Raw genomic sequence first — 24820 nt, forward strand, 5'->3', positions numbered from 1 at the left:
GTTATAAAGGGGAGCATATCGCTCCCCTTTTTTATTGCGGTCATAACAGGAGTAATTATTTGTGAAATGGTTTCAAACCGCGAGTATGTGTTTACTGCTTGTACTAACTGGTTGTGCGACAACATCAGATAACACCTCACGTTGGGTGTATCCACCAATGGCTGTGCCACTGCAACCAAGCGTTCAACAAGAAGTTCAAATTGCACGCCTTAGTCAGTTACTGCAGCGTCCAGATTTGAACGATGAAGTTAGAGCTAAAATGTTGTTCGAGCGCGGTAACTATTACGACAGCGTTGGCCTGCGTGATTTAGCGCGTCTTGATTTCAATCAGTCTCTTTCATTGAACCCCGCTCAACCTAATATCTTCAACCTTTTGGGTGTTTACTTTACGCAAGTAGGGGAGTTTGATGCCGCTTATGAATCTTTTGATTCTACGTTAGAGCTTGATCCTGCAAACTCGTACGCAGAAAGAAACCGCTCTATCGCACTCTATTATGGTGAGCGTTACGACTTAGCTAACGAAGAGATGATGAAACATTACGCCGATGATCCAAGTGATCCATTCCGTGCGCTTTGGCTTTACATCATCCAGCATGAACTCACGCCTGAACAAGCTAAGATTGATTTGCAAACCCGTTATGAGAGTCGTGATGAGCAATGGGGTTGGGTGTTAGTTGCAATCATGCTTGACGACATTACTGAAGAACAGGCTTTCAAAGCTATCCTAACTGGTACTCGTGATAACACGCTTCTTGCTCAACGCTTAACAGAGACGTACTTCTACCTTGCTAAGCGTCACCACATGAATGGTGATTACGCGAATGCTATCTCTTTGTACAAGTTAGCGGTTTCTTTTAACGTGTATGAATACGTAGAACACCGTTACTCTTTCTTAGAGTTAAGCCGTATCTTCACTACGCTTAAAGCCGAACATTTGGCGCAATCTAAATTAGCGGCCGCTAAATTGGCAGAAGCTGAAGAAGAAGCTGAAGAAGAAGCTAACGCTAAGTAAAGCGATACATTTTGATTCCGAAAAGCCGCTGCCTGTCAGCGGTTTTTTTATGGCCCTTTTTTATGCTCCTTTTTTATAAACGGGGAGCTCGTTTTTGATTGCTTTTTATTTAAACAACATTAAAATAGTTAGCCTTGCTAATTAAATGTGAATTCTGTGGTTGGAAATCTATGCTGGACCAAAATCTAGAAAAAATTGAACGCTTTGCTTCTAAGATATGGCGAACTCAAACTAATGAAGATCCTATCTGCCAGTTGAGTTTCAATGAGTATGATTATTTGAAGGTCATTCAGGCTGCGCCAGAGCCAATTAGGTTGACCGACCTTGCCATTGAGATGCAAGTGACTAAGCCTTCAGCGACTACCATGGTTCAAAGGTTAGAAAGAAAAGGTCTCGTTGAACGTAAAGCTTCTCTAGAAGATGCGAGATCCAAATTGGTAATTTTGACCGATAAGGCAGAAGTGGGGTTGGAAGAAGAAAGTAAGATCTATCAGGTAATGGCACAAATATTAGAAAGTCGTTTGTCTGAGCAGGAATCCTTACAATTAAACCAGCTGTTAGATAAAGCTTTGAAGTAAACAATTTAGATATTTAATTAGCCTTGTTAACTAATTTTCGAGCCGCATCTTAATGATAGGTGGCTCACAGATGAAAGTAGAGTAAGAAATGAGTAACTCAATTAGTCGTCAGTTTTGGCGATACACAATTCCTACTGTTGCGGCTATGTTAGTGAATGGCCTCTACCAAGTGGTGGATGGTATTTTCATTGGTCGTTATGTTGGTGCCGATGGACTTGCGGGTATTAATGTCGCGTGGCCTGTGATTGGTTCGATCTTGGGTATTGGCATGCTCGTGGGTGTTGGTACTGGTGCGCTTGTCTCTATTCGTCAAGGAGAAAAGGACACCCAAGGTGCTAAGCAAATCTTAGCGACGGGTTTAACTTTGTTGTTAGCGATAACACCAATTGTCTCTATAGTGCTGTTCTTGTTTGCTGATAATTTCCTGTTATGGCAGGGTGCTGAAGGCAGGGTGTTTGATCTTGGGTTGCAGTATCTACACATTCTTATTGGAGCGAGTGTATTTACCTTAGGTTCTATCGCTATGCCGTTTTTGCTGCGGAACGATGACAGCCCCAACTTAGCTACAATACTGATGATCGTCGGTGCGGTGATTAACATCGTTCTTGATTACTTGTTTATCGCATTGTTTGGTTGGGAGTTGATGGGCGCAGCAGTGGCGACTGCCATTGCTCAATTTGTGGTAACAGGTTTAGGCTTAGCGTATTTCTTCTCTCGTAGAGCAAACCTTCGTTTACGTTGGAGTGAACTAAGGCTGAAGCTCGATGTGATTCCTCAAATTTTTGCTATCGGTACTTCAAGCTTCTTTATGTATGCCTATGGCTCGATGATGGTCGCTCTGCATAATGCTTTATTTGCACAGTATGGTAACCAATTGATGATTGGTGCGTACGCTATATTAGGCTACATCGTGACGGTTTATTACCTCACAGCTGAAGGTATCGCGAACGGGATGCAGCCATTAGTAAGCTACAATCATGGTGCTCGTAATCAAGCCAATATTCGTAAGTTGTTAAAGATTGCGATGGTGAGTTCAGTATTGATTGGTATCGCTTTTGTGTTGCTCTTGAACCTATTCCCGAGAGAGTTTGTCTCAGTGTTTAGTTCTGATGAACCACAACTGATTGAATACACGGTACTGGGTATTCGACTTCATATGTTTGCATTGGCTCTAGATGGTTTCTTGGTTGTGGCTGGTGCTTATTATCAGGCAGTGAATAAGGGCAGTAAGGCGATGTTTGTGACGATAGGTAACATGCTTATCCAGTTACCTTTCTTGTACATCATGCCTAAGTTATATGGTGTTCCGGGAATATGGATTGCGTATCCGCTATCGAATATTGCGTTGAGTGTAGTCGTGATGGTGATGTTGTATAAAGATGTAAAAAAGCTCGAACCCTCGACGCTGGAAGCGGCAGCAGCGTAGGGCATTTTTCTTGAATTGAATTAAAAAGGTCTAGCGCATGCTAGACCTTTTTGTATGCGTAATTTGTTGGCTTAATCGCTGTGCTAGATGTTCTTAACGTCTAGGCCTGCGAGTTGATGCCAGTAACCGTTGCATTGACGGCTTTCGATTGGCATTGGCTTTTGGCCGTGCTCATTGGCTTTGAAGTTGTTGATCTCAGAGAAAGTATCGATACCGAGTGGGCTTAAACGTACAACATCAACTAAGTCATGCATGTTGGGTAAGTCATTCACTAGGTTGTAGCAGTAGCCTGATTGTGTCTGGATACCATTAAGGTTAAATACAGACTGGCCTTCTTGGCTATCTACTTGTAGCCCTGTTGGATACTTGATGCAGCAAGTTTCGCAGTCGTCTTTAGCTTTGTTTTCTGCACGAGCGGTAAAGCAGCGTGCTGAATAAGCAAGAGGCAGATAGCCGTGGCTAAACACTTCCACTTCAAACTTATTACGGATGTTCAACTCTTCGCATTGGGTCATCACGTTGTTTAACCAATCACGAGAAAGCTCAACAGGCATACACCAACGGGTCATGCCTTGCTTTAAGAATAGGTTCAGAGTTCGAGCGTTGTAGGTATTGACTGCTGGGCCGACAATAAACGGTACTTTGCTTTCGCTTGCTAGCTGAATCGCAGACACGTCATTGGCTTCAATGGCGAAGTCGCCGTTATCAATGTACTTCTTCATGATGTTGACTTCGCTTGATGCTTCCAGCAAGGCCATGGTCGATAACACCACCTGCTTACCTGAGGCCGACAGCTCTTTGGCGATATCCATCCAATGCTTGGCTTTCATCTCACGACGTTTTGAGCAAACCGATTCACCTAGATAGATGATATCAGCAGAGCTTGATTTCGCTTGCTCATAGAAACTTTCAACGTCTTGTTTTGGCCAAAAATAAAGCAGAGGGCCTAATGCGTATTTCATTGAGTTCTCCATGTGGCTCTATTGCCATTTACGGTGATAAGCGCCAAGCGTAGTTTGTGTACCTTCCGATACATTCGCCAGTGTCGCATTCCAAGCTTGTTCCACCTGGTATTGTTCTGGATTGGCTAAGTAGCGGTCGATAGCTGCTCGCCAAGTTTTAGTTACTTGTTCAACATAAGCTGGGCTACGCTGGCGACCTTCAATTTTAACTGAGGCTACATCAGCGGCAAAAAGCTCTGGTAACATTGACAGCGTATTGAGACTAGTTGGCTCTTCAAGTGCGTGGTAGCGTTTACGTTCACCATCAATGTTCGCTTCAAAGCGACCTTTGCACAGTGTTGGGTAGCCTGCGTTCTCACCGGCTACATATTTGTCGATAAGGATCTCATTCAATCGCGATTCTAGGCCAGTTTCTGTTTCTTGCCAGCGGACGTATTTTGCTGGAGAGCATGCGCCAACCGTATTGGGTGATTCACCTGTCATGTATGAAGAGAGGTAACAACGACCTTCAGCCATAATGCACAAACTACCAAAAGCGAATACTTCAAGGTCAACGTCAGAAGTGATATTACGAGAAAGCTGTTTGACCTGATGAATCGATAATACGCGAGGCAATACCACACGTTTAACGTTGAAGTTTTTGTGATAGAAGTCGATTGCTGCTGCATTGGTTGCAGAAGCTTGTACCGAGAGGTGCAGTTCTAAATCTGGATACTTATTTGCTGCGTATTCGAGAACCGCAATATCAGCGATGATTAAGGCATCAACCCCAAGTGCAGCTGCGTTGTCTACGGCATTGGTCCAGCGTTCGAAGCCATTTGGGTGAGCAAAAGTATTTAAGGCAACATGAATTTTCTTGTTGCGGTCATGCACATACTGCACAGCACGATCGAGCTTTTTACCCGCAAAGTTTAGGCCTGCAAAGTGTCGGGCATTGGTATCGTCTTTGAATCCGATATAGACAGCATCCGCACCGCAATCAATGGCGGTTTTCAAAGCAGGTAAGTTACCCGCTGGGCATAAGAGTTCCATTTGCTCACTACCAGTAGAAATAAGTTGAGGCGAGCATTTTATGAAGAATTATGAATGACAGAATTGATGTAAGGCAGGTTTAGATGGATAAATCTACTTTTACTCCGTTTGAGGTACTGACTCGTGACCATTTTGCTTGGTTTTGTGGGTTTGATTTATAAGGGGAGTTTGAGTCGAATTACTTAACTAGTTTTTATGACGGCGATTCTGGGCAAATAGCTCTTCAACATCTTGTTTTGGCTGAGGGCGGTAGAAATGGAATCCCTGAATGGAGCTACAGTTGAGGTTGGACAGTAGCGTCGCTTGTTCACTGGTTTCGACACCTTCCGCAACCACTGTTAAATCGAGAGATTTACCAAGGTTGATGATGTTTTCGATTACTGTGATTTGCTTTGGTAGCGTATCGATATCAGAGATAAAAGCTCGGTCAATTTTAAGCTCATCAATTGGGAAGCGAGCCAAATAAGACAGAGAAGAGTAACCCGTACCAAAATCATCGATGGACAGAGCAAAGCCCAGCTTTTTAATAGCATTGAGCATTTGAAGTGTGTGCTCACTATCACTCATTACTGCACTTTCTGTTAACTCAAACGTAATTGCACTTGGATCTAACTCAGTAGAACGCAGTAGTTTTTCAACGTAATCAATCAGTTTTGGGTTGCCAAATTGCTCTGGCGAAAGGTTGATCGCTACGCGGCCTGGAAGGATACCTTGCATCTTCCAGCGTTTAACCGTAGCAAATACCTCACGCATAACCACACGACCAAGCTGCTCGATAAGGCCGGCACGTTCTGCTACTGGGATGAATGCCGCAGGGCTGATATAGCCTTCTACAGGGTGCTTCCAACGTACCAGAGCTTCAGCGCCATTGATGGTGAAGTCACGCGCATTCACCTTCGGTTGATACCAAACTTCGAGTCCGTTCTGTTGAAGTGCTTTTTGTAGTTCTATCTCAAGCCATAGGCGCATACGCGCTTCTTTGTTCATCTGTTCGTTGAACTTAATCAAGCGGTTACGACCACGATCTTTGGCTTCATACATCGCAGTGTCTGCATTTTGCAGCAAGATACGTGCGTCTGTACCATCTTGAGGAAAGCTCACGCTGCCAATCGAGCAGGCCAAGCGCTTACTAAAGTGATGAAGATCGAAGGGCTGATTGATCAACGCGATGATCTTTTCTGAGAGCGTCTCTGGCGTTCGAGGGTGTTCTGGTTCTGGCAGAATGATACCAAATTCATCGCCACCTAAGTGACCAATAACAGCTTGTCGAGGTAGTAGGCGTTTTAAGCGAGAAGCGACCTCTTTAATCACCTTGTCACCGATGTGATGGCCCAGTGAGTCATTGATATTTTTAAAGTTATCAATGTCCAAATAGAGCATCACAACAGGAGTGTCATTCTGAATGAACTGCTCAAGGCGCTTGGTAAATCCTACTCGATTATAAAGCTTCGTCAGCGCATCAATGTAGGCGTCTTCACTGTTAGCCGGTGTAAACTGCTTTGCAGTCTCTTGCGCGTCTTGGATAAGAACAAGTTGCGTATTACTTCCAAGAATGGAAGTTGAGTCGATATGCAATTGAACTTTACGTTCAAAACCACATCTGGCGCCCGTTAAGCAAACTAAACCAGACTCAGAAATAATAGAACTCAGGTTATTATTGAAGACTGTTTTGGTTTGTTCATCGATAAATAAGCGACCTAATTCTTCGCCAATTAATTCAGTGGTCGAGTTGAACCCGAGCAATCGTGCTGCGGCCGGGTTTGACGACAAGATGTAGTCGCTTTCGACTAGGAGTAACCCGTCTGGGAGCAGTTGAGATAGCTTGTGGAATTTTGCTTCGGATTCCTCTAAAGAACGGACAAGCACTTGGTTCTCTGAGGTGTCGAAGGCGTGAAAGACGATGTAGTCGGTTTTGTTGCCGTGAGTAAGAGGGGATATGCTGAAATGCAGACTGGTATCGAGATCGGTTTCGTTGAGGGTGACTTCGGCCTCAATCGCTTCGCCATTGAACGCACGCTCATAATACGGTTTAAGGTGTTGGTAGAATTGTTCGCCCAGTGTTTGGCGGTCATTCATGCCAGCAAGCTCTGTTTGACTTAAACCAGCAATATCGCAATAACGCTCATTAACCATAAAATAATTATGTTGAGCATCAAGGACAGCAAAAAAAAACGGACTGTTTGCCGTTAGCTGGGTAAACCAATGTTGTAGTTGTTGGGGTGGCATCAAAGTACTACCAATTCTCCAAGAGCTTGAATATTCACTATCGATAAATATTTATTACTTTTTGTGTGGCTATCGATATTTACCTGTGAGTGCAGCGATCCGCTGTAATTCTCATTACCTGAGTTACTATAACTGTGATTTTCAGGATATTAAAGGTCGAGTATCAAAGAGAAGTTAATTTGATACATAACAGTAACTGAGATTTCAACATCATCTATGATGCATTCCATATTATTGACAAAGTTACGGATAAGTCACGTGATAAACAAGATTCGCACTCAACTAGTTCAAAATGCCGCATCAATTTTGCGATCTCCAGTCCAGTTATTGCCTAAAACAGTACAAAAAAGAGCCTTATTAGAAGCACTGAAAAATGTTTTTAAGGAAGCTTTAGAAGACGGTGACTTTGAGTTCTTAGAAGACAAGTGGCTTAAGGTCTCAATAAAAGATATGGGATTAAGTTGGTGTATTAGCTACCAAAATGAGCAACTAGTTGTAGCTGATAAAGATGTTGATGAAGATGTAAGCTTCAGCGGTAATCTGAACGATCTTGTACTCATTGCGGGCCGTAAAGAAGACCCTGATACGCTTTTCTTCCAACGTAGACTGTCTATTGAGGGTGATACTGAGCTAGGTTTAGAAGTCAAAAACTTGATGGATAGCGTAGATTTGGACTTATTGCCGACTCCTATGAAAACTTTGTTAAATCAATTAGCTGATTTTGTGCAGAAGGGGGTACAATCCCCAGATACACAAAGTGAGGTAATGAATGCTTATTCGAACTGAAGCACCGGCAGATATACTTGTCATTGATCGTTTATTGAAATCTGTTTTTGATACGGATGCAGAAGCTAATTTGGTTATGAGCTTGCGTGAGAATAGTCATTTAACGCTATCGCTGGTGGCTTGTTCTGATGACGGTGAGGTGGTTGGTCACCTGATGTTTAGCCCTATCACCCTCGACGGTGACGATCATAACTGGCAGGGCCTTGCGCCTCTAGCTGTGAAAGAAGAGTATCGTAATCAAGGTATTGCGAAGTCTTTGGTCGAAGAAGCTTTCTCTACTTTAGTTGATTTTGGTTATCCAGCCTGTGTTGTGCTAGGTAACCCTGCTTACTATGGTCGCTTTGGGTTCAAAGCAGCGAATGAATTTGGCCTTAGTTGTGTTTGGGATGTGCCTGAAGGGGCGTTCCAAGCCATTGAACTGGTCGAAGGTACGTTGGCTGGTCATTCGGGTGAGATTGCTTATAGCCCAGAGTTTGATGACTTATAACCAACGACACTTAGATGCAGTGCTAAAGTAGCCATGCGCATCAGAAGATAGCGCTAAACTACATGAACTGATTCAGTATAAATAAAGGAGCTTGATGCTCCTTTATTTTTTGTTAGTATCAGCCCGTTCTAATAAGCTTCTTTCAATTAGTTCAGTACCAATAAATACAGCTTCAACAAACTCAGATCTAACAAACTTAAGGTTACAACCGCTAGATATGTCACAAACACACGCGCAATACCTGCAAGAGATGGGCATCAGCCAATGGGAGCTTAGTCACCCTGAACGTTTGGCTGGTTACGAGTCTGAACTGACTCCGCTCTCTAATGACTGCAAGTTATTACTAGTTTCTCCTGAAAAACCGCAGGAAGATCTCGCCGTGATGTTTGAGCGAGTTCTCAAAAGTATTAAGCTCGACTTATCTCAAGCATTACATATTCAACCTCAACATTTATCTTCCCTTGATCTAGGCGCGGTTGAATGGGTGTGGTTTGCTGGTTGTGACTCCAGTCATGAACTGAATGCAAAGACACTTCAATCTCCATTACTGTCTGACATTAACGGAAACAACCAACATCGCCGCGACTTATGGCAACAAATTTGTGCTTATGACTAATCAATTATTACCGACTTCAGAACAACACCTTGACGCTATTTGGAAGATTGAGCAGAGCGCGCATTCTCATCCTTGGTCCGAAAACATGATCCGTGATCTTAATAGCCGTGGAGGCAGCCACCGTGTTTTAGAGGTGGGTGGAGAGGTTGTCGGTTATTTCTACGCACAAAATATTGTTGGTGAAGTGACCTTGCTTACGATAGCGGTTGATCCGAAGCATCAAGGTAAAGGTTATGGTAAAGCTTTGGTGGAGCACTTTCTCGATATGTGTGAGCAAGCTGACGCTGAAAGTGCTTGGTTGGAAGTTCGAGAAAGTAACGTTAATGCTTTTCATCTTTACGAGAAGGCTGGCTTTAATGAAGTCGACCGCCGTCGTAACTATTATCCAACCAAGCAAGGCAATGAAGATGCGATCATTATGAGCTATCTTTTTATGTCGTTTAGCTAGTCATATTATGTCTTTTGGCTAACCCTAGATAGCTAACCACAGAATCAGCGATGAAATTGGGTGTAAACTGACCCTTTAGAAAGTGACTCGCTTTCTGTATAATCCGCACACAGAATTCAAGGGCAAGTATTATCTACTTGCCCTTTTTACGCTTTAGATCAGCAAAGGGCGACTATGTCTTTCCAACAAGAAGTGAGCAAACGTAGAACGTTTGCGATTATCTCTCACCCGGATGCGGGTAAAACCACGATTACTGAAAAAGTTCTTTTATTCGGAAACGCAATTCAAAAAGCGGGTACCGTAAAAGGCCGTGGCTCTAACCAGCACGCTAAATCTGACTGGATGGAGATGGAAAAAGAACGTGGTATTTCGGTAACCACGTCGGTAATGCAATTCCCATACAATGATTGCCTAGTAAACCTACTCGATACTCCAGGACACGAAGATTTCTCGGAAGATACGTACCGTACACTAACAGCGGTTGACTCTTGTTTGATGGTTATCGATGCTGCGAAAGGTGTCGAGGATCGTACTCGTAAACTGATGGAAGTAACGCGCCTACGTGATACTCCAATCGTAACGTTTATGAACAAACTTGACCGTGATGTTCGTGACCCAATGGAAGTGCTTGATGAAGTGGAAAGCGAGCTAGGTATGGCTTGTGCTCCAATCTCATGGCCAATCGGTTGTGGTAAAGAGTTTAAAGGTGTTTATCACATTCATCGTGATGAAACGATCTTGTACGAATCTGGCCACGGCCATGAGATCCAAGAAGTTCGCATCATTAAAGGTTTAGATAACCCTGAACTAGACGAAGCTGTTGGCGAAGATCTGGCGAGCAGTGTTCGTGAAGAGCTTGAATTGGTTATTGGCGCATGTCCTGAGTTTGATCTCGATTTGTTCCTTGCTGGTGAACTAACGCCTGTTTACTTCGGTACGGCATTGGGTAACTTTGGTGTTGACCACATGCTAGATGATTTGACTAAGTGGGCTCCGGGCCCTCAAACTCGTCAAGCTAACGAGCGTGATGTTGAAGCGACAGAAGAGAAGTTCTCTGGCTTCGTCTTCAAGATCCAAGCAAACATGGATCCAAAACACCGTGACCGTATCGCATTCATGCGTATCGTTTCGGGTACTTACAACCAAGGTATGAAGATGAATCATGTTCGTACTGGCAAGAACGTAAGTATTTCGGATGCGGTAACTTTCATGGCGGGCGACCGTGCGCGAGCTGAAAAAGCGTATGCTGGTGACATCATTGGCTTGCATAACCATGGCACAATCCAGATTGGTGATACCTTTACTCAAGGCGAAAGCTTGAAGTTCGCTGGTATTCCAAACTTCGCGCCTGAGCTATTCCGTCGTATTCGTCTACGCGATCCACTAAAGCAGAAGCAACTTCTAAAAGGTTTGGTTCAGCTTTCTGAAGAGGGCGCAGTACAAGTATTCCGTCCTATGCAGAACAACGATTTGATCGTTGGTGCGGTTGGTGTACTTCAGTTTGACGTGGTTGTAGCGCGCTTGAAAGCGGAATACAACGTAGAAGCTATCTACGAAGGTGTTAACGTTGCAACAGCTCGCTGGGTTGAATGTGATGACGTGAAGAAACTAGAAGAGTTCAAACGTAAGAACCAAGCTAACCTAGCGTTAGATGGTGGTGATAACCTGTCTTACATCGCACCTACAATGGTGAACTTGAACCTGGCTTCTGAACGTTTCCCTGACGTTCAGTTCCGAGCGACGCGCGAGCACTAATAGTGACAGTTCCACATAACACAGTTGGATAATATTAAAGCCGAATTGCTTCTAGCATTCGGCTTTTTTGTTACACTAAGAGTACACCGTTTTGATGGAGTAAAGCGTGTTTGACCTCAATTTAGTAAAGCCATTTCTCTCTGTATATCAACAAAGATCGATCACCAAAGCTGCTGAATCATTAGGGCTAACTCAACCTGCAGTCAGTGCTGCAATCAAAAGGTTTGAAGCGGTCGTAGGCTATGCATTATTTGTTAGAGTGGGTCGCTCAATAGAACCAACCTCGATGGCGCACAAATTAGCAGGCCAACTGTCAAGTGCGTTAGAGTTGATGGAAGGTGCTGTATCTAGGAAGCGAGACTTTACGGTTTACATCCCTGTTAACCTTCTCCATAAACTACCTATGCTCAATGGCGTTCAATTAGTTGAATCACCCATATCTGTCGATCATATAATTGAAGATATTCGATTGAATCGGGTCGACCTAGTTGTGGATACTGGTTTACCAAAGCAGGCGAGTCTAGAGTCTGAATTTGCGACTACTGACAGGATTATTCTTATGAGTGACCCTGAAGTGAGTAAATTTGGTGAACGAATTTCCATGGAAGAGTTTCTTGCAGCACGGCATGTAACCTTGAAGCTACTGCGACAAGATACTCAAATTGTCGACTTCCTTTCTGAAAAGAGCTTTACTCGTGATGTGGCGATTGAAGTTCGAAACCTAACGAACTTAATCTTAGCAGTAAAAGGGACCGACTATATTGCAGCTATCCCGGTTAGCATGATCCATTTAGCGAAAACTTTCGGTTTACAAATCCACGAACCTCCATTTGCGATGCGCCCGGTGGAATTCGAATTGTTCTACCACAAAAAGTATCAAACTAATGGGCAACACCAAGAATTACGAGAGAAGATAAAAGAGTTATTAAACAATTAGAAATCGAAGGCTAATCCGAATTCAACGTAATTATCGGCTTCAGGTCTTATGGTGTAAGTGACGGAAGGCTTTATGTATTTTAGGTTTATGAATGTAGCGACTTCGTAGTAGTGGGAGTTTTGTCTTGAACTCAACCTATCGAGGCTTCTATCTTGCCAGTGCCACTCATCGTCTTTAATGCCTATTTCTTGATTGTACTTAACAAGAAAGTCAGCATAGCTAATAGGGCTCCACAGAAAGCCAGCACTATAGTCTATAGAATCTGCAGCTATTTTTTCTACGCATACATTTGACTTACAATACTCTTGATCAAAAGCGTAGTTGTAATTGATATCTCCGATTAAAGTCCAATTATCGTGGATTAGCTTTGCTACGAAAATACCGGTTGTAATCTCATCTTCACTGACTTTTAATGTGTTTTCAGTGTAGTACGTGTCCCCTTGCCAGAATGAATATCCCAACCCTGCTTGCCAGTAGTCTTGAGTATCAACCTCTCCAAAAACACGCAATTTATCATTGATTTGATAGTTTATATCAAGTGTGGCGACTGTCTTATCATTGTCTGGGCTTTGAGATAAGCTGACGGAAAAGATATCTGTAAAACGCTCAATAGATTCAACAAGGGTGTCATTTGCAGATGAATGAAAAGGAAAGGTGGAAGCAAGTATTAGTAGAAGGCGTTTCATAATTAAATTCCGAATCGCTTTCCTTAGCTAGTGAGTAAAAACACCCGATAATAGCGTTTACTATTATCGGGTGAGAGGATTTAACTTGGTTTTAGATTAACCGCGTAAGCGTTGTTGAATGGCGGATTTAGCTTTTTGTAGTTTAGCTGGGTCAATGTTTTTGAGCTTGTTACGGTCGATAGACTTGATACGAGACTTGATTTCGTTGCCATCAATTGGTGTCACCACACCATTAGCGTTGATATGTACTAATTTTCCTTCTGTTGCTGTGTCACCACCTATTCGTACAATTTTGCTGCCATCAGTTTCATTATCGATAACTTTTACATCAAACTTTTTACCAGCCTCTGAGTTATAAGGGTTCACAGTAAGTTGACCATCTTTGTATTCTAGATATGCAACTTCTTCACCGTTAACAGAGAAGTATCCGTAATGACCTTGTTCTTCTTCACGAACACCAGATACTTGGTAGTGATTGTTTTCCATACCACCATCGATGCTTGGCAGTTCATTATCTGGAGTGCCAGGTTTGCCCCAACCTAAGTCAGCAGACTTGATAGCATCAGCAACACGGTCGCCAGAGATGATTTGAGCCATGCCGTTTTCAGCGATATGAACTAGAGAGAGCTCACCACCATTACTGATAACGTAGTACTCAGTGCCACCCATTTGAATGCCAGACATTACTTGCCCATCATTACCAGTAATGACATAACCGTTGTTTACTTTAGAAATTGTGCCGACCGTTTCGCCGTTAACGATAACTTGATCGCCAATAACAGCCACTGCATTTTGCCCCCAGTCACCTTCGCCGTATTCAGGAAGGTCATTGTCTGGTGTGCCTGGTTTGCCCCAACCCAAGTCAGCAGACTTGATAGCATCAGCAACACGGTCGCCAGAGATGATTTGAGCCATGCCGTTTTCAGCGATATGAACTAGAGAGAGCTCACCACCATTACTGATAACGTAGTACTCAGTGCCACCCATTTGAATGCCAGACATTACTTGCCCATCATTACCAGTAATGACATAACCGTTGTTTACTTTAGAAATTGTGCCGACCGTTTCGCCGTTAACGATAACTTGGTCGCCAATAACAGCCACTGCATTTTGCCCCCAGTCACCTTCGCCGTATTCAGGAAGGTCATTGTCTGGTGTGCCTGGTTTGCCCCAACCCAAGTCAGCAGACTTGATAGCATCAGCAACACGGTCGCCAGAGATGATTTGAGCCATGCCGTTTTCAGCGATATGAACTAGAGAGAGCTCACCACCATTACTGATAACGTAGTACTCAGTGCCACCCATTTGAATGCCAGACATTACTTGCCCATCATTACCAGTAATGACATAACCGTTGTTTACTTTAGAAATTGTGCCGACCGTTTCGCCGTTAACGATAACTTGGTCGCCAATAACAGCCACTGCATTTTGCCCCCAGTCACCTTCGCCGTATTCAGGAAGGTCATTGTCTGGTGTGCCTGGTTTGCCCCAACCCAAGTCAGCAGACTTGATAGCATCAGCAACACGGTCGCCAGAGATGATTTGAGCCATGCCGTTTTCAGCGATATGAACTAGAGAGAGCTCACCACCATTACTGATAACGTAGTACTCAGTGCCACCCATTTGAATGCCAGACATTACTTGCCCATCATTACCAGTAATGACATAACCGTTGTTTACTTTAGAAATTGTGCCGACCGTTTCGCCGTTAACGATAACTTGGTCGCCAATAACAGCCACTGCATTTTGCCCCCAGTCACCTTCGCCGTATTCAGGAAGGTCATTGTCTGGTGTGCCTGGTTTGCCCCAACCCAAGTCAGCAGACTTGATAGCATCAGCAACACGGTCGCCAGAGATGATTTGAGCCATGCCGTTTTCAGCGATATGAACTAGAGAGAGCTCACCACCATTACTGATAACGTAGTACTCAGTGCCACCCATTTGAATGCCAGACATTACTTGCCCATCATTACCAGTAATGACATAACCGTTGTTTACTTTAGAAATTGTGCCGACCGTTTCGCCGTTAACGATAACTTGGTCGCCAATAACAGCCACTGCATTTTGCCCCCAGTCACCTTCGCCGTATTCAGGGAGGTCATTGTCTGGGGTAATGTATACGGGGAATGAAGGAGTAGCTTCGTCAGTATCAGAAGATGAACTCGAACTACTTGAAAACAACCCCGCTACTAATGCTGCGGAAGCTGCACCAACAGCTGCCCAAGTACCATTCGATTGTTTCTCGTAGGTCACGTCATCGACAGTAGCTGTCGTGCCTGGAGTTGCATTGGCATATTGTTCGTTTAACTTATACTGGACAGAAGCATCGATAGCGCTTATCTGCCCGTCAATAAGTTGAAGTGTTTGCTGGTTAGCTAGTTCTACGTCAACTTGAGGTGCAGAAGCAAAAACAGGTGCTGCTAATATGCTAGAAATTGAAATGGCTAAGAGTGATGCTTTCATAAAGTAGGATCTCGTTATTGAATGGAGCGTCTTGCTATCAATGCCTCCTTGGCAAGTGCGTTTATTATTCGCTGTGGTGAGATTTTCTACAAGCAAGCCAGCTAGTGTTGATGTATAAATCTAATTTATGTTTTTACGGTTTTAAGGTTGTTTGTTGAGCTTTAATGTAATTTGTATGTGTAGTTTTGATGCTTTGTTTTATGTATTTTTTTTTGTGAGCGTTAAGACAAGACTTGAGGTAAGTATGTTGGGTTGGATAAAAGCTTGGATTAAGAAATACGATAAGTGGTGTGAAGAGCTTGGTTTAACGCCTGAGAACAAGCGCAGTTGTGTTGCTTATCGTCGTGATCCTCAAGGTAAACAAACAGAGAGTAGGGAAGATGACACAGCAAATAAATGACTTTCCGCTGTTTGATACTCATTGCCATGCGGATTTTGAGGCTTTTGAGCAAGGTTATACACCGGATCAAAGTATTGATAGCTATCTTAAAGAAGCGAAACAAGCGCAAGTCGAAAAGTTAATCATCCCTTCTATTGGCCAAAGTAACTGGAGGAAGCTCGATAAAATCGCCAAATCTTACTCTAATGTTTACTACGCCTTAGGTTTCCATCCTTACTTTTTAGAGCAAGCCAATGACGAGCAATTCTCAGATCTTCGCCAATTACTCTCATCAAAAAACAGTCAATGCGTTGCGATAGGAGAGTGTGGTCTCGACTTTTTTGTCGATGTCGAGCGGGAGAAGCAAGAGCGCTTTTTTATCCAACAAATGGAGCTAGCGAAGGCATTTGAGCTGCCTTTGATCATCCATGAGAGGAAGTCTTATAACCGACTCATTGAACTATTAAAGCAGCACAAGTTCACTTTTGGTGGGGTGATTCACGGTTTTTCTGGGAGTGAGCAGCAAGCTTTGGCGTGGATCAAGCTCGGTTTCTATATTGGTGTCGGTGGAACGATTACTTACCCAAGAGCACAAAAAACACGCACAACCATCGCAAAACTGCCTCTTGAATGCTTGGTATTGGAAACGGATGCTCCGGACATGCCCATGTATGGAAACCAAGGAAATGTTAATCATTCCAAACATTTAGTTACGATCTTAAATGAACTATTTTTGCTTAGAAAAGAGCCAAAGCAATCGGTTGCAGCGCAAATTTGGCAAAATAGCCATCGTGCATTCGGTATATGTGAATAAAATCGAAGGTTTTTGTTTATCGTTTGCGTAAATTGCACTGAGCTTGTGATTTGGTTCACATTTGCGTGTGAATGGTACATGAATCTTGTACGAAAGTGTGAGGACGGCATTACTTTATTAGTGGTCGCATGAGTATAATTGCCTCCGCTTTATAGCCCCATTTTGTAACACGCCAATAAATAACTAATAAGGAAGTCATAAACTATGAGCCTGTTTATGAGCCTCGTCGGAATGGTTGCACTGATTGCAATCGCAGTACTACTATCCGACAACCGCAAAGCAATTAATATCAGAACAGTGGGTGGCGCTTTCGCTATCCAATTCGCACTTGGTGCATTCGTACTTTACATCCCTTGGGGTCGTGATCTACTTGCAGGTTTCTCTGCTGGTGTAGCAAACGTGATCGACTACGGTAAAGATGGTACTGGCTTCCTATTTGGTAGCCTTGTTAACTTCTCAGTTGACGGTATCGGTTTCATCTTTGCATTCCAAGTTCTACCAACACTAATCTTCTTCTCTGCTCTTATCTCTGTACTTTACTACATTGGTGCGATGCAAGTTGTAATCAAGGTTCTTGGTGGTGGTCTTCAGAAAGCTCTAGGTACTTCTCGCGCCGAGTCAATGTCTGCAGCAGCAAACATTTTCGTTGGTCAAACTGAAGCACCTCTAGTAGTTCGTCCATTTGTTCCTAAAATGACTAACTCTGAACTATTCGCAGTAATGTGTGGTGGTTTAGCATCTGTTGCTGGTGGTGTACTAGCGGGTTACGCATCTATGGGTGTACCTCTAGAGTACCTAGTAGCAGCGTCATTCATGGCAGCACCTGGTGGTCTACTATTCGCTAAAATCATCAAACCTGAAACTGATGAAGTTGACGAGAACCTAGGTTCAGACATCGACGGTGGCGACGACAAGCCTGCTAACGTTATCGATGCAGCTGCTGGCGGTGCGTCAGTTGGTCTACAACTAGCACTTAACGTTGGTGCAATGCTACTAGCATTCATCGGTCTAATCGCTCTTATCAACGGTATCCTAGGTGGCATCGGTGGTTGGTTCGGTATGGAAAACCTAACTCTAGAACTTCTTCTAGGTTGGATCTTCGCACCGTTAGCATTCATCATTGGTGTTCCATGGGAAGAAGCAACTATTGCTGGTTCTTTCATTGGTCAGAAGACAGTTGTTAACGAATTCGTTGCATACCTAAACTTCGTACCATACATCGGTGACAACGCTCAAATCGTTGAAGCGACTGGTCAAGTAATGTCTGTTAAGACTCAAGCAATTATCTCGTTCGCTCTATGTGGTTTCGCAAACCTTTCTTCAATTGCGATTCTTCTAGGTGGTCTAGGTGGTATTGCTCCAAACCGTCGTCACGACATCGCACGTATGGGTGTTAAAGCGGTTGTAGCTGGTACTCTATCTAACCTGATGGCAGCAACAATTGCTGGCTTCTTCCTGTCTTTCTAATCAGTTAGAAATCGATATATAGACGCCATAATAATATCGCCCCGTAGCAAGAAATTGCTGCGGGGCTTTTTTGTTTTTGGGCCTAGTGATTTTGAGCATTAGCATGAGTGAATGCTTGGAGTCGAAAATGGGTCTAGAATGTTTTTTTGAGATACAAACCGTTTGCGTTCTAAGGAGCACTACAATTTATTGATGGATACCTATAATGTATAAGCTTAAGGGACAGGATGTCTCTTGTTGGCAAGAAAGTAACTGCTTGGATTTATCTAAAGGTTATTCTTCTGGGATTAAGCCAAACTTAGCGATACGCTATAGATGTTAGACACAACATGACTGATTTGTTGTGCCATAGACCAAACTGGTACTGTGCGGTGACAAGGATTGCAATTGATAGCGAAAGTTATCAAGTCTTCAGGGAACCAAGTCCGTTCATTTGTGACTACTGAGCATTACTAAAATATCCATCTATACTGGATGGGTGGCGAAGTAGTTAACTATTTGAATATATTGATCGGAGATAGAAATGAGCGATTTAAAAGCAGCAGCTCTACGTGCACTTAAACTTATGGACCTAACGACGCTAAATGATGACGATACTACTGAAAAAGTAGTGGCGCTTTGTCATGACGCGAAGACTGCAGTTGGTAACACCGCTGCAATCTGTATTTACCCTCGCTTCATCCCAGCCGCTAAGAAGGCGTTGCGTGAGCAAGGTACTCCAGAAGTACGCATCGCGACTGTAACTAACTTCCCTCATGGTAATGACGACATCGAAATTGCTGTTGCAGAAACGAAAGCAGCGGTAGCGTACGGAGCAGACGAAGTTGACGTAGTATTCCCATACCGTGCTCTTATTGCTGGCAACGAAGAAGTTGGCTTTGAGCTAGTTAAGCAATGTAAAGCCGCTTGTGGTGACATCACGCTTAAAGTGATCATCGAAACTGGTGAGCTAAAAGAAGAAGCACTGATCAAGAAAGCTTCTCAGATCTGTATCGAAGCAGGTGCAGACTTCATCAAAACTTCAACAGGTAAAGTGCCAGTAAACGCGACTCCTGAATTCGCGCGCATGATGCTTGAAGTTATTCGTGACATGGGCGTGGCTAAAACTGTTGGTTTCAAACCAGCTGGTGGCGTACGTACAGCTGAAGATGCTCAAGCTTACCTAGCAATGGCTGATGAGCTACTAGGCGCTGAATGGGCAGACAACATGCACTACCGTTTTGGTGCTTCAAGCCTACTAACTAACCTTCTTAATACATTAGAAGTGACAGACCAGACTGCTGATCCAGCAGCATACTAATTTACCCATTCGGGTATATAACAATTAAGTCTGTTTGATGGAGTGGCGTTAAGTCACTCCATATTACCTCTTTCCCTACACACCATACTCACTAGAGTTTGGGAGGCACTAATGTATCTACCTCAAGAAATTATTCGCAGAAAACGTGATAACGAAGTACTGACCACAGAAGAAATTAACTTTTTCATCCAAGGTGTCGCTAAAAACACGGTTTCTGAAGGCCAAATTGCCGCATTCGCAATGGCTATCTTTTTTAATGAAATGACGATGCCAGAACGTATCGCACTAACATGTGCAATGCGTGATTCAGGCATGGTGATTGACTGGAGCCACATGAACTTTGATGGCCCAATCGTTGATAAACACTCCACTGGTGGTGTTGGTGACGTAACTTCTTTGATGCTTGGCCCTATGGTGGCAGCATGCGGCGGTTTCGTTCCAATGATCTCTGGTCGTGGTTTAGGCCACACTGGCGGTACGCTAGACAAGCTAGAATCTATCCCTGGTTACAACATTACACCAACCAACGATGTGTTTGGTGCCGTAACCAAAGAAGCTGGCGTGGCGATCATCGGCCAAACCGGCGACCTAGCACCGGCTGACAAGCGTGTTTACGCGACTCGTGATATCACAGCAACAGTAGATAACATCTCGCTAATCACCGCTTCAATCCTATCTAAGAAACTGGCTGCTGGCCTTGATTCTCTAGTGATGGACGTAAAAGTCGGTTCAGGCGCATTCATGCCAACGTATGAAGCTTCTGAAGAACTAGCAAAATCTATCGTTGCAGTAGCAAACGGTGCAGGCACTAAAACAACAGCAATCCTAACGGACATGAACCAAGTTCTGGCTTCTTCAGCGGGTAACGCAGTTGAAGTCCGTGAAGCGGTTCAATTCCTAACTGGTGAATACCGTAACCCACGTTTGTTGGAAATCACGCTAGCATCGTGTGCGGAAATGTTGGTGCTGGGTAACCTAACAAAAGATTCAGATGAAGCGCGTGAAAAACTGATGACAGTACTGGATAACGGTAAAGCAGCAGAGTGCTTCGGTAAGATGGTTGCGGGCCTTGGTGGTCCAGCAGATTTCGTAACGAACTACGATAACTACCTAGAAAAAGCAGAAATTGTTAAACCAGTGTACGCCCTCGAAAGCGGTGTAGTATCAGCGATGGATACGCGTGCAATTGGTATGGCTGTCGTTGGTATGGGTGGTGGTCGCCGCGTAGCAACAGACAGCATTGATTACGCAGTCGGTTTTGATAGCTTCATTCGCCTTGGCGAAGTAGCAAGCGACGATAAACCATTAGCAATGATTCATGCTCGCAATGAACAACAGTGGCAAGAAGCTGCGACGGCATTACAAAATGCAATCACTGTGGGCGGAGAATATACAGCAACGCCAGATGTTTACCGTCAGATTCGTTCTGAAGACGTGTAAATAACAGATATCGGTATACCTCGTGTATACCGATAAACAGAGTTCTGGTGCAAAGAGCAATAAGTTGGTGAAGAAAATGAAAAGAGCATTTATTTTAGTTTTAGATTCATTCGGTATCGGTGAAACAGCGGATGCTGACACATTCGGCGATGTAGGTTCGGATACAATGGGTCACATTGCTGACCATTGTGATCAAGGCCTTGCAGACAACGCGGATCGTAAAGGTCCACTAACGCTGCCAAACCTGTCTAAGCTAGGTTTAGCGATGGCTCACAAAGAGTCGACAGGTCGCTTTGCTCCTGGTATGGACGCAGACGCTGAGATCATTGGCGCTTACGGTCATGCTGCTGAGCTGTCTTCTGGTAAAGACACGCCATCAGGTCACTGGGAAATCGCAGGTGTGCCGGTATTGTTTGACTGGGGCTACTTCACTGACAAAGAGAACAGCTTTCCAAAAGAACTGACTGACCGCATCCTTGAGCGTGCTGGTCTGTCTGACTTCTTAGGTAACTGCCACTCATCGGGTACAGAAATCCTAGATAACCTAGGTGAAGAACACATGAAGACTGGCCTGCCAATCTTCTACACTTCTGCAGACTCTGTTTTCCAGATCGCATGTCATGAAGAGACATTCGGCCTACAAAACCTATTAGACCTTTGTCAGATTGCTCGTGAAGAGCTAGCTGACTACAACATTGGTCGTGTTATCGCTCGTCCGTTTATTGGTGCAGGTAAAGGTCAATTCGAACGTACTGGTAACCGTCGTGACCTTTCTGTTGAGCCACCAGCGGCGACGGTACTTCAGAAGCTGGTTGATGAGAAGGGCGGCAACGTTCACTCAATCGGTAAGATATCTGATATCTACGCAGGTTGTGGTATCACTCAGAAAACGAAAGCAACAGGTATTCCAGCGCTATTTGAAGCAACCAAAGAAGCGATCACTGAAGCGGGCGACAACACTATCGTGTTCACTAACTTCGTTGATTTCGACTCAGCATACGGCCACCGTCGTGATGTTGCCGGTTACGCAGCTGCGCTTGAGTACTTCGATGGCCGTATCAATGAAATCATCGATATGATGAAAGAAGATGACGTGCTTATCCTGACAGCAGACCACGGTTGTGACCCAACATGGCCAGGTTCCGACCATACTCGTGAGCATATCCCTGTGATTGTTTACGGTAACAAGGTTCCAGCAGGCTCTCTAGGCCGTCGTGATACCTTCGCTGATATCGGTCAAAGCTTAGCGTCATACTTTGGCACATCGCCAATGGGACACGGTACAAGCTTTCTATAATAGTTAACGAAGAGAGAGGGAAACCTCTCTCTTCTTTTTTGTTTGAGATTAAGGATATTTTCAATGGCTACTCCACATATTAATGCTGAAATGGGTGATTTCGCTGACGTAGTTCTAATGCCTGGCGATCCGCTACGTGCTAAATACATCGCTGAAACCTTCTTAGAAGACGTGGTTCAGGTGTGCGACGTTCGCAACATGTTTGGTTACACGGGTACTTACAAAGGTCGTAAGGTCTCTGTAATGGGGCACGGTATGGGCATTCCATCTTGTTCTATTTACGCGACTGAGTTGATCAAAGACTTTGGTGTTAAAAAGATCATTCGTGTAGGTAGCTGTGGTGCAGTGAGTGAAGATATCAAAGTTCGTGATGTCGTTATCGGTATGGGGGCATGTACGGATTCAAAAGTGAACCGTATTCGCTTTAAAGGCCATGACTTCGCCGCAATCGCAGATTACAAAATGGTACGCGCTGCTGAAGATGCAGCTAAAGCTCGTGGTGTCGACGTTAAAGTCGGTAATCTATTCTCAGCTGAACTGTTCTACACGCCAGATCCTGAAATGTTCGACGTAATGGATAAGTACGGCATTGTTGGCGTAGAGATGGAAGCGGCAGGTATCTATGGTGTGTGTGCTGAATATGGCGCAAAAGCTCTGACTATTTGTACTGTTTCTGATCACATCAAAACAGGCGATCAAACCACATCAGATGAACGTCAAACGACTTTTAACGACATGATGGTAATTGCCTTAGATTCTGTTCTTCTTGGTGATCAAGAGTAATCATTATTCTATAGCTCGATAAGCTAACAGATAACAAAAAGCCCTGACGCTGCCTGAGCGTCGGGGCTTTTTATTGGCAATGATTTATTATTGAGCGCTATTCTTGGTTTCTAGAAGGCCCCGTGATCTCAATCGAAATAATTCATATTGCCTAATCTGAGGTTTTTATTTCGTGATTCCAAGGCGCGATAGGCTAGCTTATGAGCTCACATTTTTAAGCAGTAAGTTCTCGCCAGATTTGGTTTGTCTTTTTCGAATCAGCATGATGAATAAAACACCACTGATGAAGCCCATTAAGACCATACCGATCATGTAACGATCGCTCTTACGATAATGGTGATCAGAAATCGCCGTCATTTTACCTGTTTCAAAAGTCACACGGATAAAGCCGATGATCGTTTTTTCGGGCGAGTAAATAGGTTCGACTAACTGCTGTCTGCCGATACTTGCTGTTGAAAGTGGCGTGTCTAAGCCAAGAACTTCGCGTACCGAGAGTGCTTTTTCGCTCGAAGCTAGACGAATACCCTCTGCATCATAGATCGTAGTATCAAATACCAGTCGGTCTTGAGATAGCTGATTAGTCAGCTCAAGTAATCGTTCTTGGTCTTGTTGGGTGATCATCTTGCTAGCCGAAAGCGATGCCTGAGAGATAAGAACCTTAGTTAGTGTCTCTAGCTGTTTTGCTTGGATTTTTTCGTTACCTTTACTGATAACAACCGTATTTTTGATCGTTACGACGAACATGGTAGCCAACAAAATTAAGGCTAGCATTCGTAAAGCGTTACGTATTGAGAACAATGATTCATTCATGTTTCACGAAGCCTGAAATAAACAAATGTTATGATTAAGACATATTGAGACTTGCGTTTTCAAATTGCAATAGGTTAACGTTTAGCATAGTTAATTAGGAATCATACACATGGACGATCATAAATATCTGCCGATTAAAAGGCATACGACATTATTAACCCGACTCCCCGAGACTCGTTTTGCTTCTCAACTCGCGAAGGCTAAAGCCAATTGGATTGTATTTGGTGAGTATTTATCACCACAATCTTTCGATGACGTCGATTTCTTCACCGGTACATACAACACTATTCTAGATACATGGAAAGTGGGTAAATACGAAGTGGCATTGATGTCTGGAAACTTAACCCCAGCACACGAAGAAATCCTACAAGCGTTGAAACTTGATTATGCTTGCCTTAGCGAGGTTCCTGACCTATCTAAGCCAGGTTTGATCGTAATGGATATGGATTCCACAGCGATTCAGATTGAATGTATCGATGAGATAGCCAAGTTAGCTGGAGTAGGTGAGTTAGTTTCTGAAATTACAGAGCGCGCAATGCAAGGTGAGCTCGATTTTGAACAGAGCCTGCGTCAGCGTGTTGGGGCGCTTAAAGGTGCTGATGAAGCTATTCTTGAGCAAGTGCGCCAATCACTGCCATTCATGCCAGACTTAGTTGGGCTTGTTAACACGCTGAATAAACTTGGTTGGAAAACGGCTATCGCGTCTGGTGGCTTTACTTATTTCTCCGATTACCTAAAAGATACGCTCGATCTTGACCATGCTCAGTCAAACACCCTAGAGATTATCGATGGTAAATTGACGGGTGAAGTTTTAGGTGATGTTGTCTCGGCGCAAACCAAGGCCGACATCTTAGTTGAACTGGCTGAAGAGTATGAGCTTGAACTGCACAACACGGTAGCCGTAGGTGATGGTGCTAATGACTTGGTTATGATGGGCTCTGCGGGCTTAGGCATTGCCTACCATGCGAAACCGAAGGTAGAGCAGCAAGCTCAAGCCGCTGTGCGTTATGCTGGTTTAGGTGGGGTACTTTGTATTCTGTCGGGCGTGTTGGCTAAACAACAGAAAATTAGTTGGCAAGCGAAACCTTAAAGGTTCTTTTTATATATTGAATTTTT

General features: G+C 43.9%; 23 protein-coding genes. 17 read left to right on the plus strand and 6 right to left on the minus strand.

Annotated elements, in window-relative coordinates; all coding sequences use genetic code 11:
• The first annotated feature begins 61 nt into the window (after positions 1 to 61).
• From nlpI to OCV36_RS03135, 3 genes are all read left to right on the plus strand, one after another.
• Positions 62 to 1012, plus strand: coding sequence for a lipoprotein NlpI (gene nlpI, locus OCV36_RS03125; RefSeq protein WP_135455898.1), 951 nt, complete (start codon positions 62 to 64; stop codon positions 1010 to 1012).
• 170 nt (positions 1013 to 1182) lie between these two features.
• On the plus strand, positions 1183 to 1590 hold the full coding sequence (locus OCV36_RS03130) for a MarR family winged helix-turn-helix transcriptional regulator (protein WP_029224732.1): 408 nt from the start codon (positions 1183 to 1185) through the stop codon (positions 1588 to 1590).
• Between the two features lie 88 nt (positions 1591 to 1678).
• Entirely contained in the window at positions 1679 to 3016 is a 1338-nt protein-coding gene (locus tag OCV36_RS03135) for an MATE family efflux transporter (protein WP_017072765.1), read from the plus strand.
• 83 nt (positions 3017 to 3099) lie between these two features.
• Here the strand turns inward: OCV36_RS03135 and OCV36_RS03140 are convergent, their stop codons facing one another.
• From OCV36_RS03140 to OCV36_RS03150, 3 genes are all read right to left on the minus strand, one after another.
• On the minus strand, positions 3100 to 3978 hold the full coding sequence (locus tag OCV36_RS03140) for a U32 family peptidase (protein WP_167853024.1): 879 nt from the start codon (positions 3976 to 3978) through the stop codon (positions 3100 to 3102).
• A gap of 18 nt (positions 3979 to 3996) precedes the next feature.
• Positions 3997 to 5010 carry a ubiquinone anaerobic biosynthesis protein UbiU gene (gene ubiU, locus OCV36_RS03145; protein ID WP_135455902.1) on the minus strand — a complete coding sequence of 338 codons (1014 nt, stop codon included), beginning with the start codon at positions 5008 to 5010 and terminating at the stop codon, positions 3997 to 3999.
• 186 nt (positions 5011 to 5196) lie between these two features.
• Entirely contained in the window at positions 5197 to 7236 is a 2040-nt protein-coding gene (locus tag OCV36_RS03150) for a sensor domain-containing protein (protein WP_135455904.1), read from the minus strand.
• A gap of 258 nt (positions 7237 to 7494) precedes the next feature.
• Between OCV36_RS03150 and ubiT the strand changes: the two genes are divergently transcribed.
• From ubiT to OCV36_RS03180, 6 genes are all read left to right on the plus strand, one after another.
• Positions 7495 to 8022 (plus strand): ubiquinone anaerobic biosynthesis accessory factor UbiT, encoded by a 528-nt coding sequence (gene ubiT, locus OCV36_RS03155; protein ID WP_032497634.1) that lies wholly within the window; start codon positions 7495 to 7497, stop codon positions 8020 to 8022.
• Complete coding sequence (locus tag OCV36_RS03160) at positions 8006 to 8509, plus strand: GNAT family N-acetyltransferase (RefSeq protein WP_017072760.1); 504 nt, start codon at positions 8006 to 8008, stop codon at positions 8507 to 8509. Before ubiT ends, OCV36_RS03160 begins: the two co-directional genes overlap by 17 nt.
• 217 nt (positions 8510 to 8726) lie before the next feature.
• Positions 8727 to 9125 carry a DNA polymerase III subunit psi gene (locus OCV36_RS03165; protein ID WP_029224731.1) on the plus strand — a complete coding sequence of 133 codons (399 nt, stop codon included), beginning with the start codon at positions 8727 to 8729 and terminating at the stop codon, positions 9123 to 9125.
• On the plus strand, positions 9118 to 9573 hold the full coding sequence (rimI, locus tag OCV36_RS03170; RefSeq protein ID WP_029224730.1) for a ribosomal protein S18-alanine N-acetyltransferase: 456 nt from the start codon (positions 9118 to 9120) through the stop codon (positions 9571 to 9573). Before OCV36_RS03165 ends, rimI begins: the two co-directional genes overlap by 8 nt.
• 174 nt (positions 9574 to 9747) lie before the next feature.
• Entirely contained in the window at positions 9748 to 11328 is a 1581-nt protein-coding gene (gene prfC / locus OCV36_RS03175; protein ID WP_135455906.1) for a peptide chain release factor 3, read from the plus strand.
• Positions 11329 to 11434: 106 nt separating this feature from the next.
• Positions 11435 to 12265 carry a LysR family transcriptional regulator gene (locus OCV36_RS03180; RefSeq protein WP_135455909.1) on the plus strand — a complete coding sequence of 277 codons (831 nt, stop codon included), beginning with the start codon at positions 11435 to 11437 and terminating at the stop codon, positions 12263 to 12265.
• On the opposite strand, the gene OCV36_RS03185 is transcribed toward OCV36_RS03180, so the two are convergent.
• Both OCV36_RS03185 and OCV36_RS03190 read right to left on the minus strand, forming a co-directional pair.
• Positions 12262 to 12951: a hypothetical protein gene (locus OCV36_RS03185; protein ID WP_135455911.1), complete on the minus strand. Its 690-nt coding sequence runs from the start codon at positions 12949 to 12951 to the stop codon at positions 12262 to 12264. The two genes, OCV36_RS03180 and OCV36_RS03185, sit on opposite strands and share 4 nt — an antisense overlap.
• Before the next feature lie 96 nt (positions 12952 to 13047).
• Positions 13048 to 15414, minus strand: a complete 2367-nt coding sequence (locus OCV36_RS03190; RefSeq protein WP_261887528.1) for a thioredoxin domain-containing protein — start codon at positions 15412 to 15414, stop codon at positions 13048 to 13050.
• 244 nt (positions 15415 to 15658) lie between these two features.
• Between OCV36_RS03190 and OCV36_RS03195 the strand changes: the two genes are divergently transcribed.
• The 7 genes from OCV36_RS03195 (at position 15659) to deoD (ending at position 22894) form a co-directional block, all read left to right on the plus strand.
• Positions 15659 to 15814 carry a DUF5363 family protein gene (locus OCV36_RS03195; RefSeq protein ID WP_157935302.1) on the plus strand — a complete coding sequence of 52 codons (156 nt, stop codon included), beginning with the start codon at positions 15659 to 15661 and terminating at the stop codon, positions 15812 to 15814.
• A complete protein-coding gene (locus OCV36_RS03200; RefSeq protein WP_167853025.1) occupies positions 15795 to 16607 on the plus strand; it encodes a TatD family hydrolase in 813 nt (270 codons plus the stop codon). The genes OCV36_RS03195 and OCV36_RS03200 overlap by 20 nt, the downstream gene beginning before the upstream one ends.
• Positions 16608 to 16811: 204 nt before the next feature.
• Positions 16812 to 18074: a NupC/NupG family nucleoside CNT transporter gene (locus OCV36_RS03205; RefSeq protein ID WP_004734478.1), complete on the plus strand. Its 1263-nt coding sequence runs from the start codon at positions 16812 to 16814 to the stop codon at positions 18072 to 18074.
• A gap of 523 nt (positions 18075 to 18597) precedes the next feature.
• On the plus strand, positions 18598 to 19374 hold the full coding sequence (gene deoC / locus OCV36_RS03210) for a deoxyribose-phosphate aldolase (RefSeq protein WP_004734477.1): 777 nt from the start codon (positions 18598 to 18600) through the stop codon (positions 19372 to 19374).
• A gap of 111 nt (positions 19375 to 19485) precedes the next feature.
• Positions 19486 to 20814 carry a thymidine phosphorylase gene (deoA, locus tag OCV36_RS03215; protein WP_135455917.1) on the plus strand — a complete coding sequence of 443 codons (1329 nt, stop codon included), beginning with the start codon at positions 19486 to 19488 and terminating at the stop codon, positions 20812 to 20814.
• Between the two features lie 76 nt (positions 20815 to 20890).
• Positions 20891 to 22111 (plus strand): phosphopentomutase, encoded by a 1221-nt coding sequence (locus OCV36_RS03220; protein ID WP_135455919.1) that lies wholly within the window; start codon positions 20891 to 20893, stop codon positions 22109 to 22111.
• A gap of 63 nt (positions 22112 to 22174) precedes the next feature.
• On the plus strand, positions 22175 to 22894 hold the full coding sequence (deoD, locus tag OCV36_RS03225) for a purine-nucleoside phosphorylase (RefSeq protein WP_029224726.1): 720 nt from the start codon (positions 22175 to 22177) through the stop codon (positions 22892 to 22894).
• A gap of 198 nt (positions 22895 to 23092) precedes the next feature.
• Here the strand turns inward: deoD and OCV36_RS03230 are convergent, their stop codons facing one another.
• Positions 23093 to 23704: a YtjB family periplasmic protein gene (locus OCV36_RS03230; RefSeq protein WP_017072750.1), complete on the minus strand. Its 612-nt coding sequence runs from the start codon at positions 23702 to 23704 to the stop codon at positions 23093 to 23095.
• 109 nt (positions 23705 to 23813) lie between these two features.
• Between OCV36_RS03230 and serB the strand changes: the two genes are divergently transcribed.
• Positions 23814 to 24794, plus strand: coding sequence for a phosphoserine phosphatase (serB, locus tag OCV36_RS03235; protein WP_135455921.1), 981 nt, complete (start codon positions 23814 to 23816; stop codon positions 24792 to 24794).
• Positions 24795 to 24820 lie beyond the last annotated feature (26 nt).

This window comes from Vibrio echinoideorum, from assembly GCF_024347455.1.
GTDB classification, from domain to species: domain Bacteria; phylum Pseudomonadota; class Gammaproteobacteria; order Enterobacterales; family Vibrionaceae; genus Vibrio; species Vibrio echinoideorum.